General features: G+C 63.3%; 16 protein-coding genes. 4 read left to right on the top strand and 12 right to left on the bottom strand.

The features are described from left to right. From ACETII_RS13655 to ACETII_RS13670, 4 genes are read right to left on the bottom strand one after another with little or no spacing between them, the layout of a single operon-like run. On the bottom strand, positions 1-2070 hold the full coding sequence (locus tag ACETII_RS13655; protein WP_472785864.1) for an acetate--CoA ligase family protein: 2070 nt from the start codon (positions 2068-2070) through the stop codon (positions 1-3). After that, positions 2067-3071 carry a coenzyme M biosynthesis enzyme XcbE gene (gene xcbE, locus ACETII_RS13660; RefSeq protein ID WP_472785865.1) on the bottom strand — a complete coding sequence of 335 codons (1005 nt, stop codon included), beginning with the start codon at positions 3069-3071 and terminating at the stop codon, positions 2067-2069. Before xcbE ends, ACETII_RS13655 begins: the two co-directional genes overlap by 4 nt. Next, entirely contained in the window at positions 3068-4429 is a 1362-nt protein-coding gene (xcbD, locus tag ACETII_RS13665; RefSeq protein ID WP_472785866.1) for a 3-sulfopropionylcysteine synthase XcbD, read from the bottom strand. The genes xcbE and xcbD overlap by 4 nt, the downstream gene beginning before the upstream one ends. Further along, the gene (locus ACETII_RS13670; protein WP_472785867.1) at positions 4426-5628 is read right to left on the bottom strand and encodes a lyase family protein; all 1203 of its coding nucleotides are present in this window, start codon (positions 5626-5628) and stop codon (positions 4426-4428) included. Before ACETII_RS13670 ends, xcbD begins: the two co-directional genes overlap by 4 nt. On the opposite strand from ACETII_RS13670, the gene ACETII_RS13675 reads away from it, so the two are divergent. Continuing rightward, positions 5627-6907, top strand: a complete 1281-nt coding sequence (locus ACETII_RS13675; protein ID WP_472785725.1) for an IS256 family transposase — start codon at positions 5627-5629, stop codon at positions 6905-6907. The genes ACETII_RS13670 and ACETII_RS13675 overlap by 2 nt on opposite strands. Here ACETII_RS13675 and ACETII_RS13680 read toward each other — a convergent pair. From ACETII_RS13680 to ACETII_RS13715, 8 genes are all read right to left on the bottom strand, one after another. Next, positions 6875-7381 (bottom strand): hypothetical protein, encoded by a 507-nt coding sequence (locus tag ACETII_RS13680; RefSeq protein WP_472785868.1) that lies wholly within the window; start codon positions 7379-7381, stop codon positions 6875-6877. The two genes, ACETII_RS13675 and ACETII_RS13680, sit on opposite strands and share 33 nt — an antisense overlap. After that, a complete protein-coding gene (gene comA, locus ACETII_RS13685) occupies positions 7378-8259 on the bottom strand; it encodes a phosphosulfolactate synthase (protein WP_472785869.1) in 882 nt (293 codons plus the stop codon). Before comA ends, ACETII_RS13680 begins: the two co-directional genes overlap by 4 nt. Then, positions 8256-9182 carry an XcbA family protein gene (locus ACETII_RS13690; protein ID WP_472785870.1) on the bottom strand — a complete coding sequence of 309 codons (927 nt, stop codon included), beginning with the start codon at positions 9180-9182 and terminating at the stop codon, positions 8256-8258. The genes comA and ACETII_RS13690 overlap by 4 nt, the downstream gene beginning before the upstream one ends. Next, entirely contained in the window at positions 9179-10036 is an 858-nt protein-coding gene (locus ACETII_RS13695; protein WP_472785871.1) for a CoA-transferase, read from the bottom strand. The genes ACETII_RS13690 and ACETII_RS13695 overlap by 4 nt, the downstream gene beginning before the upstream one ends. Continuing rightward, positions 10033-10992 carry a CoA transferase subunit A gene (locus ACETII_RS13700; RefSeq protein WP_472785872.1) on the bottom strand — a complete coding sequence of 320 codons (960 nt, stop codon included), beginning with the start codon at positions 10990-10992 and terminating at the stop codon, positions 10033-10035. Before ACETII_RS13700 ends, ACETII_RS13695 begins: the two co-directional genes overlap by 4 nt. Continuing rightward, complete coding sequence (locus tag ACETII_RS13705) at positions 10992-12584, bottom strand: GMC family oxidoreductase (protein ID WP_472785873.1); 1593 nt, start codon at positions 12582-12584, stop codon at positions 10992-10994. The genes ACETII_RS13700 and ACETII_RS13705 overlap by 1 nt, the downstream gene beginning before the upstream one ends. A gap of 318 nt (positions 12585-12902) precedes the next feature. Further along, a complete protein-coding gene (locus ACETII_RS13710) occupies positions 12903-14033 on the bottom strand; it encodes a cobalamin-independent methionine synthase II family protein (protein WP_363346691.1) in 1131 nt (376 codons plus the stop codon). Positions 14034-14251: 218 nt separating this feature from the next. After that, complete coding sequence (locus ACETII_RS13715) at positions 14252-15058, bottom strand: dienelactone hydrolase family protein (RefSeq protein ID WP_472785874.1); 807 nt, start codon at positions 15056-15058, stop codon at positions 14252-14254. 126 nt (positions 15059-15184) lie between these two features. Between ACETII_RS13715 and ACETII_RS13720 the strand changes: the two genes are divergently transcribed. Genes ACETII_RS13720 through ACETII_RS13730 form a run of 3 tightly spaced genes read left to right on the top strand, consistent with a single transcriptional unit; the run spans position 15185 to position 18637 of the window. Continuing rightward, entirely contained in the window at positions 15185-16261 is a 1077-nt protein-coding gene (locus ACETII_RS13720) for a helix-turn-helix transcriptional regulator (RefSeq protein WP_363346695.1), read from the top strand. A gap of 14 nt (positions 16262-16275) precedes the next feature. Next, on the top strand, positions 16276-17847 hold the full coding sequence (locus ACETII_RS13725; RefSeq protein WP_472785875.1) for an FAD-dependent oxidoreductase: 1572 nt from the start codon (positions 16276-16278) through the stop codon (positions 17845-17847). A gap of 22 nt (positions 17848-17869) precedes the next feature. Continuing rightward, entirely contained in the window at positions 17870-18637 is a 768-nt protein-coding gene (locus ACETII_RS13730) for an SDR family NAD(P)-dependent oxidoreductase (RefSeq protein WP_363346699.1), read from the top strand. Positions 18638-18665: the final 28 nt, after the last annotated feature.

The raw sequence follows: 18665 nt of genomic DNA on the forward strand, positions 1-18665 counted from the left end.
CTATCGGGGGCTCACGGCGCGCATGCGCGCGTCGACGATCGTGAATGTTTCGCCGACGCCGATGATCGGGTTGAGGTCGAATTCCGACACCCAGCCGGCCGCGGCGAACCAGCGCGACAACTCGGAGATCAGTCCCGCGAGGGCATTCCTGTCGATTGGCGGCGCGCCCCTGTAGCCGTCGAGAAGCTTGCCGCCCTTTAATTCGTCGAGCATGGCGCGCGCCTCTTCGACCCCAAAGGGCGCGAGCCGCAGCGCCACGTCATTCAGCGCTTCCACCCAAACGCCGCCCAACCCGAAAAGCACGAGCGGCCCGAAGGACGCGTCGCGACGGCCGCCGACGACGAGTTCAAGGCCAGCCGGCGATTGCTTTTGCACAAGCGCGGGACCCGGCCCGAGCCGCGCGCAAAAATCTTCATAGACGCGCGCGACGCTTGCCTCATCGCAAAGGCCGAGACGCACCGCGCCCTGATCGCTCTTATGCGTCAATCCGGCGCGCTCGGCTTTCACGACGACGGGAAAGCCGAGTTCCGCCGCGCCTGCGCACGCTTGCTTCGCGCTCGCGGCCATGACGAAAGGCGCGACGGAAAAGCCCTGCCGCGCGAGGAGGGAAAACGCGTCCGCCGTCGCGATCCAGCCGTCCGGTCCGACGGCGCCGGGAGAGTCGATTGCGTCCAACGGCGGCGGGAGATCGGCGGCCGGTCGGGTTCGTAGAGCGGCGAGCGCCGTCGCGGCTCCGGCTGGCCAGAGATGGCATGGAATGCCGGCGGAGAGCAGACGAGCGCGATTGGAATCGGCCGCGCGCGGCGCCACCCAGCAAATATGCAGCGGCTTTTGCGAGCCGCCTGCGCGCGCCGTCGCTTGCGCGTGGATGATCGCCGCGCTGACTTCCTCCATCAGCGCGGAACGCTGCAGGAGCACGGGGACGACCGCGTCGACTTCGTCGCTTTCCATCAATTGGGCGACACACGCCCCATACATGCGTGAGAAGCGCGCCCAGTCGGTCGTCACGTCGATCGGGTTGATGGCCGAACCATGCGGGGGCAGCTCGCGCGCAAGCGCCTCTTGCAGCTCTCGCGAGAGGGCGGGAACGGCGAGGCCTTTCTCTTCGAGAAGATCGGTCAGCTCGACGCCGACGCCGCCAGAGTTGGTGATCACCGCGACGTTCTTCCCGCGCAGCGGCGGCTGCCAGTCGAGCGCGGCGGCGACATTCAGCAAGGCGTAGCCATCCTCGACCACATGCGCGCCGGCTTGCCGCAAAGCCGCCTCGACGACGACCGCGTCCGTCGACAGCGCGGCGGTGTGGCTCGCGGCGGCGCGCTGCCCTGCGGGACGACGCCCGGTTTTCAACACGACGACGGGTTTGCGTTTGGTAATGTCTGCAAGAGCTTCGAAGAGGCGCCTGCCGTCGCAGATTGATTCGAGCAACAAGGCAATGACCGTCGTTTCCGGATCGTCGCCCAGATACGCCAATATGTCCGTCTCATTGAGGTCGGCCTTGTTGCCGAGCGCGACGATTTTCGAAAATCCTACGCCTTCATCCATAGATCGCGAATAAGCCGCCATTCCGTAAGCGCCGCTCTGGGTGATGAGCGATACGCCGCCCTTCTTTGGCAGGCCAATCGAAAGGGAGGCGTTGAGGCCGCAACCGGCGCTGATGACGCCGAAGCAATTGGGGCCGATGAGACGCACGCCTTGGGCCGCGGCCGCCTCGAGCGTTCGACGCTGCAATTCCGCGCCTTGTGGCCCAACTTCGGCAAAGCCGCCGGTAATGACGACGGCGACGGGAACGCCCGCCTTGCCGCAATCCTCGATGACTCCGGGCACGCTCGCGGCCGGCGTGACGATGACGGCCAAATCGACGCCCGTCGGCGCGGCGTCGAGTCGCGAATAGGCGGGCGCGCCGAGCAATTCGCGGGCCGATGGGTGGATGGCGACGACCTGGCCCTTAAAGCCGGATTCCTGCGCCGTGAGGTTCTTCAAGAAAAGAGTTCCGGCCTTGCCGGGCGTCGCAGAAGCGCCGACCACTGCGACGCAGCGCGGAGCGAACAGTGCGTTTCGCCAGTTGCTCATGAGGCCTGCTCCGGGAAAGACGCGAACAGCGCCGGCGCGCCGCCCGTATGGAGAAAGAGCACGTCGTCGACGTCGGCAAAGGCGCCGCCCCCCAGCAGATTGAGATAGCCCCCCATCGCCTTCCCCGTGTAGACAGGGTCGAGAAAGATCGCCTCGGCGCGGGCGACAGCGGCGATCGCCTCCTCGCCTTCAGGCGACGGGACGCCATAGCCGGGGCCAATGAATGCGCCATGCACGCGGCAGTCGATCGCATTTAAATTCGGGCGGGCGCCGATCAGCGCCGCGGCGTCTTCAGCGAGCGCATGGGCGCGCGCGGCGGCTTCCTCCGCCGGGCGGCTGACGGTTATCGCCTCGATGCGCCAGGGGGCGCCCAAGAGCGCCGTTCCCAGGAGCCAACCGGCGAGCGTGGCGGAGCCGCCAACCGCCATGACGACGCGGGTCGGCGCAACGCCGAGCGCCGCGCATTGCGCGAGCGTCTCCTGCGTCGCCAGCACATGTGCGAGCGCCGCAAGCGGGCAAGCGCCGCCGCGCGGCACGACATAGGGCCGGCCGCCCCGCGCGTCGATTTCAAAGGCCTTGCGCGAAATCTCGCGGTCGACGGAAGCGCGATCCGGATCGTCGGTAAAATGAACCTGTGCGCCGAGCGTCACAGCGAGTCGATAATTGCCTTCCGCGCGCCTCGGCTTGGCGCCCCAATAAACGGCGATGCAATCGAGACCAGCGAGCCCTGCGATCCCGGCGGCGGCGCGAACGTGGTTGGAGAGGGGGCCGGCTCCCGTTATCAACGCGTCGGCGCCGCGGCTCACGGCGTCGCCAACGACGAGATCGAGCGCGCGCACTTTGTTGCCGCCGAACGCCGTTGGAATGAGGTCGTCACGCTTGAGCCACAGACGCGGTCCGCCGACGGCCGCGGAGAGACGCTCCGCGGCATGCAGGGGCGTGGCCTGCGCCAAGAGCGACAGGCGCGGAAGCGCATCGAGCTTCGCAGCCCATTCCGTCACGTCGCGCCTCCCTCCTGGAGAAGCCGGTCGACGAGCTCCTGACATTGCCCGATCTGCGCCGAAGGGTCGAGCAAGCGCGCAATCTCTTCTGCGGAGAGATGCGCTCGAATATCCTTGTCACGTGCGACTGCGTCAGAAAAAGTACGTCCCTCCCGCCGCGCCGCAGCGGAGAGCGCGTGGACAATCCGATGGGCGGTCTGTTTGCCGACGCGTCGCGCAAGCGCAAGCATCACGCCTTCCGACAGCGCGAAGCCGCCGTCGGCGAGAAGATTGGCGCGCATCCGGTTCGCATCCACTTCGACAGTTTCGAGCAGCGTAGCGACCAGGGCGATCGCCTTGCCGGCCGCCATGGTGAGTTGCGGGATCGCGTGCCATTCAACCTTCCACGAACGTCCGTCGCGCTCGTGATCGTGCACGAGACTTTCGCTCAGCAGCCCGGCGTTGGCGCGGACGACCCGCGCCAACGTTCCCAAATGCTCGGCGATTTCAGGATTGCGCTTGTGCGGCATTGTGATGCTGCCGACGCCTTGCGCCAGCGGGGCTTCGCGCAATTCGCCGATTTCGCTGCGCTGAAGATTATAGACTTCATGGCCGATGCGATCGGATGTCGAGGCGGCAAGCGCCAGCAGCTGCGCCCATTCGACGAAAATGTCGCGGCTCGACGTCCAGGACAGGTCTGGCGCGTCGAGGCCAAGGCGTTCGAAAAAATCGCGCTGAACCAAGAGCGCCGTTGCGCCCAGCGCCGACAGACTGCCGACGCCGCCGCATAATTGGCCGACGTTCATGCGCGCCTGCGTCTCATTGAAGCGCGTGCGATGGCGGCGCAGCTCTGCAAGCCAGCCTGCGACCTTGAAGCCAAGAGTAATCGGCAGTCCCTGCTGCCCATGCGTGCGGCCAGCCATCACCGTGTCGCGATGACGCCGGCAGAGCGTTTCGCAGGCGGCGATCGAGCGCTCGAGGTCTTGGACGATGAGAGCGCGCGCCTCCCGGAGAGCAAGAACGAGCCAGGTGTCGGCAATGTCTTGGACCGTGGCGCCGAAATAGAACCATTCCGCGCCGGAAGCAGAGCATCGGCGCGCGACGGCGTCGATCAAGCCTGCCGTCGAGTGGCCGGTCGCTTCATATCCTGCACGGCATTCTTGCAGGAAATCGTCGTCGATGCGGAGCGACGCGCAGGCGGCGACAATGTCGCGCCCGGCGTCCGCCGGGATGAGCCCATGCTCCGCCTCGATCGATGCGAGCAAGCCGAGCAAGTCCACCCAGCGCCGCGTACGCGCCGCGTCGGTGAAAAGCGCCTGCGTCGGCGGCGTCGCCCAGGCGTCGCCGTAAACTCGCGAGCCGAATGACCAGTCGCTCATCCCGCCTCCGATACGAAGGCGGCGGCCTCGCCGAGAAGTCGGTCGATCGCCTCTTCACGACGACCGCGCAGCGCCTGGAGCGCGTCGCGCTTTACGCGAATCTCGCTCTTGAGCTCTTCGGCCATCGCCGCCACTTCTGTCTCCGCTGCGCATCCGTAGTCGGTGCGCGCCGCTACGCAGGCGGCGGGATCCAGGGCGGTGAAGACGACCTCCTGGATATGATTCCGGTCCAAAAAAACGTCGGCCGCCCCTAATGACGCGAGAACGTCGTCGACCGTCGCCTCGGCCAGCGTTTGCCCCGTCGCTTCGAGCCCGCTCATAAGCGCGCCAACAATCCCATGCGCGCGCCGGTAATCGATCTTGGCTTTGGCGCTGAGGCGTTCCGCGAGATCGGTCGCACAGACGCTGCGGTCGGCAAGCGCAGCGCCGGCGCGCGCTGCGTCGAACGTCAAGTCTTTGAGACATTCGGCGACGAGCAGGGCGGCTTCCGCGACCGAGGTCAAGGCGTCGGGCGCCGCGGCATAGACGAAGAGGCGATTGTCCATCTGGCCGGAGGGCGTGCGTCCGGCGGCGCTCACCCCGGTCTGAACGCCGATGAGGCGGTTGGCGGTCGCGCGCACAAAGGCGAGCGCGAAGGGGTTGCGTTTTTGCGGCATGATTTTGCTGGCGCGCGCATGGCGGTCGGCAAGGCGGACGAATCCAAATTCGGCGCTCGCAAAAATCATCAGATCTTCCGCGAGGCGGTCGAGGTTGACGCTTGCCGCGACGGCGATCGAACAGGCTTCGATCGAAAGGTCGTGCAGCCACATGGCGTCGCGGGCGTGGCGGACCGGCGCGGGAAATCCCAATGACGCGGCCAATGCCCAGCGATCCTGCCGAATTGTCGATCCATTGGAGCTGCCGATGCCGGCCGGGCACTGATCGGCGCGCGCATGAAGAGCTACGACGCGATCGACGTCGCGCAGGACAGGAAAAGCGAAAGTCTGCAAGTAATGACCGAAGGTCGTCGGCTGCGCCGCTTGCAGATAAGTGTAGTCGGGCATCAAACTGCCCTTGTGTCTCAAGGACGTTTCGCTGAAGGTCTCGGCGCTCGTCAACAGGGCGATGTCCCGAACGATGTTGAAATAGGAGGAGCGGCGTTGCTGACCTTGAGCTTGTAGGCTCGGGGTGCTGATTCCACAGAAGGAAAGCAACGCCATGAACCAAGCTATCACATCGACGGCGATTCCCGCGAGCGCCTGGAAGGCGCAGGCGCTGGCCAACATGACGGCGAGTTTCGAGAGCTTCTGCCTTGTCTCGGGCATGGAGGCGCTGGCCGAGATGATGGAGAGCGACGCGACGGCGGCCTGCGGCCCTCGGCATGGGCGCGGCAAAGGGCGACGGGCGCATCGCTGGGGTAAGACGAGGGGCCAGATCGGTTTCCATGGCGGCAAGGTGGAGATCGACCGTCCGCGTCTGCGCGGATTTGACGGCAAGGAGTTGGCGCTACCCAGTTGGGAGGCGGCGCAAGCCGAGGATTGGCTTGGCAAATGGGCGATGAACCAGATGCTGATCAATGTCTCGACGCGCAGGTTCAAGCGTTCGGTCCGGCTGCCCGAGGGCGACGTTCCGGCGCGTAACGGGTCCGGCCTGTCGAAATCGGCGGCGTCGCGGCGGTTCGTGGCGCTGTCGGCGGCGCGGCTGCGGGAATGGATGGCGCGGGACCTCTCCGCCCTGGATTTGTTGGTGATCCAGATCGACGGCGTGCGCATGGTCGAGGACATGACCCTCGTGGCGGCGCTCGGCGTTGACGCAAGCGGCGACAAACATCCGCTCGGGCTGGTGGAGGGCGCGACGGAAAACGCAGCGACCGTGCAGGCCTTGATCGACAATCTCGTCGAGCGCGGGCTCGATCCCGCTGTTCCTCGCCTGTTCATCATCGACGGCTCCAAAGCGCTCGCCAAGGCGATCCGGGCGACCTTCGGGCGCGAGGCGGCCATTCAGCGCTGCCAGATCCACAAGGCGCGCAACATCCTGGACCGGCTGCCGAAATCCATGCATGCGTCCGTTCGCCGGGTGCTGCGTCAGGCATGGGAGATGAATGACGCCTCGAAGGCCGAGAAGCTATTGCGCAACCTCGCCCGGCGCCTTGAAAAGGACTGGCAAGGCGTTTCCGCCTCGATCCTCGAGGGGCTCGACGAGATGCTGACCGTCACGAGGCTGGGTCTGCCGCCTGAGCTGCGGCGATCGCTCGCGTGCACGAACATGATCGAAAACGTGATGGGGACGTTGCGGCGCGTCTGCCGGAACGTGAAATACTGGCGATCCCCGTCGATGGCTCTCCGTTGGGCGGGCGCAGCCATGCAAGAAGCCGCCAAGGGCTTTCGGCGGCTCAAGGCTCACAAGCAGCTCCCGATCCTGAGGGCGGCGCTCTCCGCCCGAAAGCTGAACGTCACTTCAGCCAGCTCAACTCTTGCTGATGCCGCGAGGGCAGCATAGTCTTTCAACCAGCGACGCCCGCTGCTCGCTTTTCAACAGCAAGCGGGACATCCCCGTCAACAGCGCATCGCCCAGGCCGCATAAGGCGTCGCAGAGCGTGAGATGAAAGGCTGTGGTCAGCGCTTCGCGCCTCGCGCGCGCGACGCCGAGCCATGCGGCCGAAGACGTTTTGCCGGTGAGCCAGGCTTCCCGGTTGGTGTAGAGATCGCCGAATTCCGCGCGAGGCGCGAAGCTCTCGGGCGTGACCTGCAGGTCTAGCAGCGCGGCGACAAGCTCTCGCGCCGCCGGCGCTGGAATGACCCCATCTCTCGCCAGGCGCAAGGTATGCGCGAGGTCGACCCATCCCACCGCTCTGACAAGGCCTGTCTGCGCTGTCAGCTCGCTTGCAAACGCCGTATTCACCAACCGCTCGGAAGGCTCCTGCAAGAGGCGTTCGCCAATCTCCAAGGCCGCAACGCGTGCGTCATGGTTCATTCCGGGCCTCTCGTTTCATCGAGGGGTCCGTTCTCGATCCGCGAAGGATCCCATAACCCGGCTTCTTTAGAGCGACGCGCAACGGCGTCGAAGGTTTCATAGCGGAGCCCACAACGCAGCGCCTCGAGCGCGAGACATTCCTCGGGCGGGATATTGCCGAGGCTGACGTTGGCGCCGAACCGGCAGACGAGATAGGCTTGTTGGGCGCGCAGTGGCGCCTCCCAGATGATACGAGCGCCCGCATCGCCAACGCGCCGCATGATTTCATCGAGGAAGGGCCCGCGGATCTCTCCGCCCTCATCATAAATGCCGACGCCGCAACCGCTCTCCCTGCCTTCGACAATGACCCAACCAGCGCCCCATTCGAGATCCTGAATGATTTGCGCGGCAAGTTCGCCGGCCTCCGGCTGGCGCGACGGATCCTTTCTTCCAACTTCGGTAATCGGTTGAAGACCAGCGTTTCGCGCGCAATCGATCATGCGGCGGCGCCGCTCGCCAGGCAAGCTGATTGTGCCTTCGGAAATTTCTGCGGCGCCAAAGCCCAGCGCAGCCGCGCGCGTCATGAAGACGCGGCAATGCTCCTGCACCACCGCGGCCTCGAGAAGCGTGCCCCCCGGATAAGCAAGAATGTCATGCGCGCGCAGCAGGTCGAGCTTTGCCTCAAGGCAGGCGCGCGGCATGAGCGCGGTTGTTCCAAAGCCGAATTTCCAGTGATCGATATGTGCGGCGGAGATGTCGAGAATATCGCGCATGGCGGCGAGCCCCACGCCCGTGTCGATGACCATCGTCACGCCGACTGGGCGCGGGCGCCGAAGCCTTCGGTCAACAATGGCGTCGAGGGACCAGACGCCGCGCCATGCCGAGTCGGTCGCGCTCATGCAGGGCGCTCCTCGTCGACACTAGAGGCGAGGCTGCGCAATGCGCGTTCGATCATCGGTAGATCGGCGCCCCAGGGAACCACCATGACACTCCCGTCGCGCTCGATGTCGAATTCGAGCAGACAGCATTTTAGAAGCGTCGGCTCCTCGCGCCGACCCGCAATCGCTCGCGGACACATTTCAATGCGCGGCGGTTCATCGCCGTAATAATGGCGGTGAAATTGAAGGCTGCGCGCGCAGCCGATCAGCGTCCAGTCTTGGCGCACGGCGGGACGCTCGTCCAAATAATGAACAGGGACGCCAAGATCATCGAGCCCGCCAGAACGGCAGGGGACGAGAAAGGCAGGCGCCGCGCGTTCCCGCACGAGCGCCTTCAACTCGATTCGCTCCAGGATCGGAACAATGGGCGGCAAGTCAGCGTAGCTGAGGACGTGACGCACGAGCTCGAAGAGCTTCGGAGGCTCCGGCGGCGTAACCTCCACGACGGTTACAACAAGCGGCTTGGGTCGGTGAATGAAATTGACGTGGTCGAATTTGCCTTCGCAAATCAAGGTGCGATCCGGGCCCACCCCCATGCGAGTTGCGAGCGCCGCGAGCGAAGAGGGGTTCCCGCAGTCCGTATCCGGGTCGCGCAGAAACACGCAGCTTTCGGGCAACGCCAGAACCTCCACGTGTCGAATGGGCGAAAACAGAGGCTCGCGGTCGATCAATTCGACGGCGACGACGGCATGCTCGCCCCGCGGGGAGCGCAAGACGATAAATTCTGTACGGCGATAGGCCTCCCGATCCATGAAACGCCCGATAATCGCGTCCTCGCTCATCGTGCCGTCATAGGGTTGGACGCTGACGCCGCGATAGGGCAGGGGAACGACATTCGGCCTCCCGCGCAGCGATCGTCGGGTCGGCTCAACAGGGGCGTTCATGCGCTCTCCTTCTGCGCTTGGATCTCGAAGCGACGCCGCAAATCCTGTTCGCGAATCTCCTTCTCGTGGATCCGAAGCGGGTCCATCGCGCGGATCATCTCCACGATTGCGCGGCATGGCGGCGCAATGACGCCAATGCTGTCCGACATCCGCAGCACGAAGCCTGTGTTGTCTTGAATCTCGTCAGCCGACACGTCCGGGTATGTCGCCGCCAGCCGCATATGGCCCTCCGCGTCGAAATCGAAGAGCCCAAGCTCGGTTACGAGAAATTGCGGCCCTCGGCCCACATGCCCGTAAGCAGCCCGCGGGCGGCCCTCGGAATCGCGATGGCCGAAGCTCGTAATGAAATCACACCGCTCCACGAGGCGAAAGCGGCGGCGTCCTTCTGCATCAGGGGGAGAGCGGTGCGCCGGGGTCCACAGCGTCACATGCTGCGCGTCGCAGGAGAGATTGCCGCCGCCGCCGCCGCCAGGCAGTTTCATTGTGACGCGTCGGCCGCCGAGCGCGGTAACATTACAGTTTCCCCATTTGTCGATCTGAAGCCCCGAAAGAAACATGCGTCCCATTCGGCCCGCCGCGGCGAGATCGAAAAGCTCTTCTATGTCGAGAGAGCAGGAAGCGCCGCGATCGACGACCCAGTCGTTCGTGGTCGGCGTCAAAAACGGCGGTTGCGGATCGACGCCATAAGTTGCGCCGGCGATGAGAACCATTTGCGGTGCATGCGTACGCTTCGCCACATGCATGGCGAGCTGGGCCAGCGGAGAGCCGAAGCCGTGAAAAACCAGTTCGCCATTTGTGATCGTGCGCGCGAGCGCCGCTATCATCATCTCGCCGAGCGTGCAGTATAGCGTCATGCCTGCGCCTCTTCGTCATAGAGCCGCATCCAGGCCTCTTCGCCTTCACGCCATGATTGCAGGCGAGTGCAAATCGTTTCGCCGCCGATGAGATCGAGATAGGCCTCGTGGGTCGATGCGCCGTGGACATAGAGATCCAGATAATGCGCTTTGAAGGCGGCGGGACCCTGCCGGGCCGCATGATGATAGAGCGACATATGAGCCCGGTCATAAGCATGAAACGGATAGCAGGCCGTCGGGTGAGCGCCCATTGGGACTTCGGCGAGGGCGGCGACATAAAAATAAGGGACGGTCTTTCCCGGCAGGCTTCGTAATTCGCTTGTCGGAATAATTTGTTCGACCGTTGCAACGACTGCTTTCGACGCCTTTGCAAACAGAATGTCGGCAACGGGCGGCCCCTGTATCAGAAGATTGCCTGCCGCGTCGCCGAATTGCGCGTGGATAAGCGCGACATCGGGTTCGATCGCCGGCGCCAGGAGCAACTCGTCTCCCGTAAATGGGCAGGTCATCACTTTATATTCGGGATGAAGAGCTACGAAGTCTGTGCCGCGAACAGACCGGATGGGCATGAAGGGCAGGCCTTCAATCGCGGCGCGGAGCTGCTGAACCAGAGTGTAGCAACATGAATCGCTTGCCTCGACGGCCCCGGACTCGCACGCGCGACGAAAATTTGGCGCTAATCCAAAATCCTGCTCGAAGCCCACATAGCTTTCCATTGAGCGCGCAAGTGCGCCGCCTGCGCAAAGGAGATCGATGTCGATTCCATGCGCTGACCCGACCGCCGTCAGGCCTTTGATCCCTCGCCTTAAGATCGCGCGCAGAAGCGCCATCGGCGCGCGCGATGACAAGCCGCCGCCTATTGCAACGGTGGCCCCATTGGGGACCATCGCGGCAAGTTCATCGAGACTCCGCCGCTTGTCGGGGTCGGTGTATATCGGCCGGGGCGAGGCGGGCATTAGACGATCCCCCTTCTAATAAGATCAGCCGCCTTTTCGGCAATCATAATGACGGGCGCATTCGTGTTCCCACTTACGATCGTCGGCATCACTGACGCGTCGACGACGCGCAGCGCTTCGACGCCATAGACGCGAAGCGCGCTGTCGACGACAGACATGTCGTCTTTCCCCATCTTGCAGGAGCCTGCCGGGTGCCATGTCGTCGAAGCCGTCCGGCGCACGAAGGCTTCGATCTCTGCATCGCTTCGCGCGTGAGCGCCGGGCGCGATCTCCTCGCCGCGGATATCGTCGAACGCCTTGGCGTAAAGGAGCTGGAGATTGCAGCGAACGCCGGCGACGGCGCACCTCAGATCCTCGGCGACGCTCAGATAGTTGAAGTCGATAATGGGCCGGTCGAGCGGATCAGCAGACGCCAGCAGGACGGCGCCACGACTACGGGGACGATTAATATAGGCAGTAAAGGTCAGGCCATGACGGTTGAGGGCTCCGGCTTCGGGGAAATCCGGCGCGAGTTGAGCCAAAAAGAAAAGCTGAAGCTCCGGTCGGGTCTCCGAGCTGTCGATTTTCACGAAGGCCCCCGCTTCAAGAAAGTTCGACGCAAGCGGACCGCTGCGGTCCTTATGGTATTGTCGCCTTGCAGTCTCCTTCTCTGCTTCGGGAAGACCCCCAAAGGTCAGCGGCGCCGTAATTGCGCATCTGACGCGCGTATGGAGGTGATCTTGCAAACTTTTCCCAACGCCGGGCAAATCGACGCGCACGTCGACGCCGCAGCTTTCGAGCGCGGCGCGCGGTCCGATGCCGGAGAGCATGAGCAATTGCGGAGATCGCACGGCGCCGGCGGATAGAATGACCTCATTCGCCGCACGAGCGCTCTCCGCAGCGCCGAGGCGCAGATAGTCGACGCCGAGCGCGCGTCGGCCTTCCAGGCGTATCTTCAACGCGCGCGCATGGGTGAGGACCGTGAGATTGGGTCGCCGACGCGCCGGGGAAAGAAAGGCTTCAGTGACGCTGCAACGGGCGCCGTCGGCAAGCGTGGCTTGCAGCGGCCCGCACCCATCTTGTGAGCATCCGTTGAAGTCCGGATTGAAAGGAAGCCCGATCTCCTGGCCGGCTCGGAGATAGCGCTCCACGAGCGGGTTGGGCTTGTGGCTTGAAACGATTAACGGACCATCGCTGCTGTGAAAGCGATCGGAGAGGCACCTGTTGCCTTCCGAACGGAGAAAGTAAGGCAAGACCTCCTCGTAAGACCAACCCTCCGCGCCGCGCTCGGCCCATTCGTCGTAGTCGAAGCGGTTGCCGCGAATGTAAATCATGTAGTTTATGGCGCTCGAGCCGCCCAGCGTCCGACCTTGCGGCAAGAAGATGCGTCGGCCGTTCAGTCCGGTCTGTGGCGCAGTGCGGTCGCCCCAGTCGTACGGGCTGTCTTGAAGCTCGCCATAAAGCGCCGGCGTCGACGCAATCGGCGAGCGGCACTCGCCTCCCGCTTCCAGTAGGAGAACTTTAGCCGCAGGGTCTTCGCTCAACCTGCTCGCCAAGACGCATCCAGCCGATCCTGCGCCGATGATGATGTAATCGTAAAGCTGCGTCTTCATTCTTGATGCATTCTCGATCGTTCTCGGCGGACGCCGATTCAATCGACGGCGGAGCAAACGTAAGGGGCGGGCGAGGCGCAGCAGAGGCAGTTCGCGCCATGTCCCTCTTCCCACGGATGCGCCTGGACAAGCTTGGAGGCGTCAAGTTGCGCGCGTCTTCCGCCGCAGGCGCCGCAAACCCATTCGCTCGGCATTTGGCATCCCGCCAGAACCAAGGTCGGGGAGACGTTTCCGCAATCGGGGCAAGCGATCGTATAGACAGGCATGCCGGCGTTCCCGCGTGAGAGGCGCGTCGCCTGGCGACGCGCCAAATCTTGGCTACTCCGCGGCGACGGCGCGTCCTGCCTGCTCGCGCACAAGCTTGACGCCCTCCACTAAAGCGTGAAGCTTGTCCTGCGCAATATAGCGTTGCAAGAGGATGAGGCCGCAGTCTGTCGTAACGCCGAGCCGGTCGGCGGGTATGACTTTGAGGAGCGCGTTGATCCGGTCGGCCACCTGCGCCGCCGTCTCGGTGATGGTGCTTTTCACGTCGATGACGCCCGCCCAGAAATCCACATTGTCGGGCAAGGGAAACTCTTTGAATGCGTCGAGGCCGGACATGTCGTCGACCCGGCGGCCGCAGTTCTCGAGATTGAGGACGTCGAAGCGCGCTTCATAGGCCTTCGGCACGATCGAGCGCGTCGCGGCCGGGGCCCTGGCGTCTGTCTTGCGCTTGGCCAGATCATAGATTTCGCCAGGCTTGCCGGTCTCGTCGGGATAATAGGCTGGCGTCCCGCCCCAATTTCCCCAGCAGACATGCACCACGATGCGCGCGTTCTTGACGCCGTCGACGGCCGTATTGAAGGCCTCGATCGCCCAGTCCTCAAAGAAATAAGGCCAAGTGAACTCATCGAGCTGTATGAAATCCACGCCAAGCGCGTCGACTTCGCGGATATCTTCGTTTATCGCCTTCGCAATGGCGAGCGCGCGGTCACGAGAACTCTTGTAATGGAGATCGTTCGTGCATTGCGCCAAAACCTGGACGCCCGTGTATTGCACCTTGGTTGGCTTGGTTGTCGCGCGTTTCAGCGCCCGCGCCTGTTCGACCATGATCGCGCCGCGGCGCTTGATCTCATGCTCGATCGTTCCCGTATGCAGACGGCTGTAGATCGGGAAGCCGAGATGGCCGCCGCGCAGGTCGTAGCCCAGTCGCCTGAAATAATGGTAGACCGCCGTGTCAGCATAGTTGTCGCCGTGGATACGTCCGTCTGAGACGATATCCAGGCCGGCGCGTTCCTGATCGAGCGCAATGGAGCCAATGGCGTCTTCGAGAGCTTCGCGGCTCAAGGAATCCGGCGGCTCGCGATCTCCCGCGAAATAGCGCGCAAAAGAGGCGTCCCACCAGCGCGGGTTCGGGTAGTTGCCGACCATGCTGGTTGGTATGAGAATGTCTTTCCCGGCGATCTTCATGCTCTCCCCTTTCAATTTCTTTTTTGCGCTTGAGCTGACCGGCCCCCCTGTGACACGTAATATCTATGATGAACGTCCTGAATCTTCCCCGAGTTCCACACAACCTGGCAAGCGTTTGCGTGGCAATGCGTTGGCGATGCGCCACTATCTGAGATTAGTTGCTTAGACCCATGACCATCATCATCCAAATGGGTGAAGCGAACGGCGGTCTTTCGTGCCTAGACCGCGCTTTGACCTAGGCGTTCTTTGAAAAATTCAATGACCCGAGCCTCGGCCATTCGCGTCTCGCCGCGGGGATCGTCGTCGCGCAGATGGATTGTGAGAACGGAGTGGGCGGGCTTTGGCGCATCTTGGTTTGCGCTTTGCGGGTCGAGTTCAATCGCTTCGAAGCGATCGCCGAAGGTTCGACGAAGCGCGTCGAATCTTTCTTGCGGAACGTAAGGGTCATCCTTAAAGCGCAGGCCGAGAATGGAGAGGTCCTCATTAGCGAGCCTCTTTTTGACGCAAGCAATTTCTTCGGGCGAAGCTCCAAGGGCCGCGCGGCGCGCGGCGCCGAGCGGAAGCGGCAGCGAGGGCTCGGCGAGAACAGGCGCCACAACACTGGGTTCGGTCGTCATGGCGAGGGCGAAGTTCCCCGTCAGACACATGCCGATTGCGCCGACTCCGTTTCCCCCGCAATCCTCATGCGCCTTACGAGCCAGCGCGCGCAGCCAATCGACGATCGGGCTCGAGCGATCCGCGGCCCAAAAAGAGAATTCCCGCCGCAAGCACAGCGTCGAGGCGAAGGAAGAAAGCGCATATGCAGACGAAACGGGCCGTCCGGGGTGGCCGAACAGGCTTGGCAGATAACATGTAAACCCGGTGTCGACGAGGCGATCGCCGAAACGGACGACGAGCGGATGAAGACCGGGCAGTTCATGGATGACGATGACCGCAGGGCCTGCGCCGCGCTTGAAGACGGCGCGCGTCCAGCCGCCATGTTGGAACTCGAAGCAATTGTAGCGATCAAGAGAAAAGGATTGCATCTGGCTGCCTTTCTAATTGCTAAGGCCAGCGTTCCAGCTTCAATCAAGGACGCGACCCTTTGACGTTTGGCGGAAGGACATATTAGGATCGGATGCGGCTTCTGAGGTAACCCTCAACGAGGCTTTATGGATGAGGACTTGCTGGCTCTCATTTACGAGAGCGCTTTTGAGCCGGCGCTATGGACGAAAGTTCTCGACAGCCTTTCGGATGTCGCCGGCGCCAGAGGAGGCGCGCTTTATTATCCAAATTCCGAGGGCCTGCGCTGGATGGCGTCTGAAGGCCTAAAGGAACTCGTTGCTGAATATGTCGCGGGAGGCTGGGTCGGCCGCGGACGCAGACGGGCGCGAATTCGCGCCGCGCGGCAAAATGGATTTGTTGGAGAAAGGGAGCTGTTTTCTCAAGACGAACTCGACGCAGACCCCATCTATCGCGATTTTCTCCGACCGCGGGGATATGGCTGGGGCGCGGCGACGCTCCTGCCCGTGGCCTCGGGCGCGAATGTGACGCTTGGGCTCGAGCGCGATTATGCGCGCGGCCCGGTCGAGCCGTCGACCTTGCGGCGCCTGAATGAACTTCATCCCCATTTGGCGCGTAGCGCGCTCGTCGCGAGTCGTCTGCAGTGGGAGCGGGCGCGTGTCGCGAGCGAGACGCTTGCTGTCATCGGTTTGCCTGCGGCGGTCGTCGATCGCCAGCGTCGCGCGCTCGCAGTAAACCATCTCGCCGAAGCTCTGTCGGACTTCGTGCAGCTGCGCGCGAAGGACCAGTTGGGATTGAAAGACAAGACAGCCGACGCCTTGCTGAGAAAGGCGCTTGCGGATGTCACGTCGACCAATCCTGGCGCTGCGTGCGCGTTTCCGGCCCGCTCGGAGGCGAATGGCCTCATGGTTGTGAATGTCGTTCCCGTCACGGGCATGGCCCGGGACGTGTTCGCGGCCGGCGTCGCGCTCGTGCTGTTTTCTCCGCTCCAGGAGGCGAGGACGCCGCCGGTCGAGCTGCTCATAACGCTCTTCCGTCTCACGCCGAAGGAGGCGCGCGTCGCGCATGGTTTGGCCGCCGGAGCCACGCTGGATGAGCTGGCCGCTATTGGAAACGTGTCTCTCAATACGGTCCGCTCTCAGCTCCGCGTGGTTTTGGAGAAGACCGGATGCGCGCGCCAGGCGGAACTGGTCTTGCTGCTCAGCCGCGTTCGGCTTGGTCTCTGAGGATGGAGGGTCTCATGGCTGAGCCAGGGCGGAATCGTGCGGACGCCCTGTCGGTTGCTCAGTGGAAGGAAAAAATCGAACGCGCGCTTGCCTGTCCTCAAGCGGTTGGCCCGATCAGAAACATAAAGGACGAAGATCCCCGCCCGCTCGATGCGATTTTCATTGGGGGAGGCGCTGCGGGGCGATTTGGCTCCGCCTATTTGCGTGCAATGGGCGGGCGCCAGCTCGTCATTGACTGCTGGCCGTTTCTCGGGGGTGCGTGCCCGCATAGTGCTTGCGTGCCTCATCATGTGTTTTCAGACTGCGCAGCTGAGCTGATGTTGGCGCGCAGCTTTTCCGGGGAATTGTGGTTTCCGGATTTGCGCGAAAAGCTGACCTCGATCAAGGAGGTCGTCGACCTGTTCCGCAAGGGTCGCACGGGCCCGCACGCAGTGATGAATTATCAAAGCAAGGAGCAGCTCGATATCGAATTCCTCCTCAATGCGCCTGCGCGCATCCTCGATCGACATACGGTCGAGGCGGGCGGCGAGATCTTTCGAGCCAGACATCTCGTTTTGACGCTCGGGGCCGAGGCGGCGCCCCTCGAGGCGCCGGGAAGCGAACTCGTCGGCGTACATAATTATGCGACCCTCGTTGAGACGCTCGATCGCGAACCAGGCGCAACCGTCGTCGTGATCGGCGGCGGCAAGACTGCGGTTGAATATGGCTGTTTCTTCAATGCGACGGGCCGCCGCGTCATCATGCTGGTGCGCAATAGGCCGCTCGATATGATCCCCGATCGGGAGACGCGCGCCTACGCCCTCGAGCGTATGCTGCAGCAGGGGATCGAGATCATTGAAGGCGCCGATGTCGTCGAGATTGTGGGCGACAGCGCGCGTCGTGTCGCCCGAGTGGTCGCCGCGACGCCGGATGGACCGATCGAGATCGAGACGGATTTTGTCTTTCATGCGCTCGGCGAGCGACCGCGCTCACGAATGGCGGTCGAGGCTTTAGGGGTCGAGATCGACGCGAAGGGCGCTGTGATTGTCGACGAGGCTCTGCAAACGTCTGCGCCGGGCGTTTTTGCTGCGGGCGATCTCATCGGCTCGCCCATGGAGATGTTCAAGGCGCGCAAGAGCGGAGCCTATGCGGCGCGCGCGGTCATGGGCGAGAAGGTCAGTTACCGGCCGCGCGACTGGCCCGACTTTTTACATACCCATTACGAGGTGAGCTGGCTTGGCCTCGGAGAGGAAGATGCGCGCGAGAAATTCAAGAACGTCGTGGTTATGAAGCTGCCGCCGGACAACCCCGACGGTCTGAACATCGGCTTGCCGGCAAGCGATCGAACCATGCTATACGCAATGGCGCGGCCGCATATGTCAGGCTTTCAGAAGCTTATTCTGGATGGCGACAGCAGACGCGTCCTCGGGGCGCACCATGTGGGTTATGGGGCCAAGGATGGTTTTCAGTATTTGAATGCGCTCGTTCGCAGCGGGCTCACGATCGACCAGCTTGCAGAAATGGACGAGCTGTTTCTCAATCCCACTTATTTCATCCAGCTCGCGCGGCTCAGGGCAGGCCAGCCGAACCTAACGAATCTAGCTTAAGAGAATTCGCGAAAGGCAGCGCGTGACGAAAGGATTGTCCGACAGAGTCGTAATGGTTACAGGCGGCGCGTCGGGGCTTGGGCTCGCTATTGCGCGTGATCTCATGCGCGAGGGCGCCACGGTCGCCATCGTTGACATAGATGGCGCATGTGCGGAGCGAGAAGCGCAAGCGCTTCGGGCGGCGGGAGGCCGGTCCCTCGGCGTCGGCGCGGACGTTTCAAAGTGTGGGGAGCTTTCGGACGCTAAGAAGCAAATCGAGGATGCGCTCGGTCCTATAGAGGGGCTTGTCAATAATGCCGGCGTCGCCGTTCTCGGGGCCGTCCATGACACGGATGACGGACTATGGCGCCGCGTGATGGACGTCAATCTGGACGGTGTGTTCTATGCCTGCAGGGCGATCCTTCCCTCGATGCAGGCGCGCGGGCGAGGCGCCATTGTCAATATCGCGTCCATCGCTGGTTTGGTGGGCGTTCCCAACATGGCGGCCTATTGCGCTTCGAAAGGGGCGATTATCGCTCTCAGCCGCCAGATGGCGATCGATTACGCTCGATCAGGCATCCGTGTGAATGCGATTGCGCCGGGCACGATTGGTTCGACGCGCATGGGAGCGGCGCTGCTCGGGAGCGATCTCACGCCAGAGGCCCAGGCCCGCCGCTTGGCGAAATATCCGCTGGGGCGATACGCAGAAGCCGGAGAGATTTCGAAGGCGGCAGTTTTTCTTCTATCAGATGACGCGTCGTTCATCACGGGGACTGTGCTGACAGTCGATGGCGGGATGACAGCGTATTAACGCGCGCACAAGGATAATGAGAGGCGCC

Source organism: Methylocystis sp. NC52PC, from assembly GCF_055698645.1.

What these genes read in the sequence shown, in the direction of transcription:
- ACETII_RS13655 (WP_472785864.1), bottom strand. Translation starts at nt 2,070, where the DNA reads ATGAGCAACTGGCGAAACGCACTGTTCGCTCCGCGCTGCGTCGCAGTG.
- xcbD (WP_472785866.1), bottom strand. Translation starts at nt 4,429, where the DNA reads ATGAGCGACTGGTCATTCGGCTCGCGAGTTTACGGCGACGCCTGGGCG.
- ACETII_RS13675 (WP_472785725.1), top strand. Translation starts at nt 5,627, where the DNA reads ATGAACCAAGCTATCACATCGACGGCGATTCCCGCGAGCGCCTGGAAG.
- ACETII_RS13670 (WP_472785867.1), bottom strand. Translation starts at nt 5,628, where the DNA reads ATGGCGTTGCTTTCCTTCTGTGGAATCAGCACCCCGAGCCTACAAGCT.
- ACETII_RS13680 (WP_472785868.1), bottom strand. Translation starts at nt 7,381, where the DNA reads ATGAACCATGACGCACGCGTTGCGGCCTTGGAGATTGGCGAACGCCTC.
- comA (WP_472785869.1), bottom strand. Translation starts at nt 8,259, where the DNA reads ATGAGCGCGACCGACTCGGCATGGCGCGGCGTCTGGTCCCTCGACGCC.
- ACETII_RS13690 (WP_472785870.1), bottom strand. Translation starts at nt 9,182, where the DNA reads ATGAACGCCCCTGTTGAGCCGACCCGACGATCGCTGCGCGGGAGGCCG.
- ACETII_RS13695 (WP_472785871.1), bottom strand. Translation starts at nt 10,036, where the DNA reads ATGACGCTATACTGCACGCTCGGCGAGATGATGATAGCGGCGCTCGCG.
- ACETII_RS13700 (WP_472785872.1), bottom strand. Translation starts at nt 10,992, where the DNA reads ATGCCCGCCTCGCCCCGGCCGATATACACCGACCCCGACAAGCGGCGG.
- ACETII_RS13705 (WP_472785873.1), bottom strand. Translation starts at nt 12,584, where the DNA reads ATGAAGACGCAGCTTTACGATTACATCATCATCGGCGCAGGATCGGCT.
- ACETII_RS13710 (WP_363346691.1), bottom strand. Translation starts at nt 14,033, where the DNA reads ATGAAGATCGCCGGGAAAGACATTCTCATACCAACCAGCATGGTCGGC.
- ACETII_RS13715 (WP_472785874.1), bottom strand. Translation starts at nt 15,058, where the DNA reads ATGCAATCCTTTTCTCTTGATCGCTACAATTGCTTCGAGTTCCAACAT.
- ACETII_RS13720 (WP_363346695.1), top strand. Translation starts at nt 15,185, where the DNA reads ATGGATGAGGACTTGCTGGCTCTCATTTACGAGAGCGCTTTTGAGCCG.
- ACETII_RS13725 (WP_472785875.1), top strand. Translation starts at nt 16,276, where the DNA reads ATGGCTGAGCCAGGGCGGAATCGTGCGGACGCCCTGTCGGTTGCTCAG.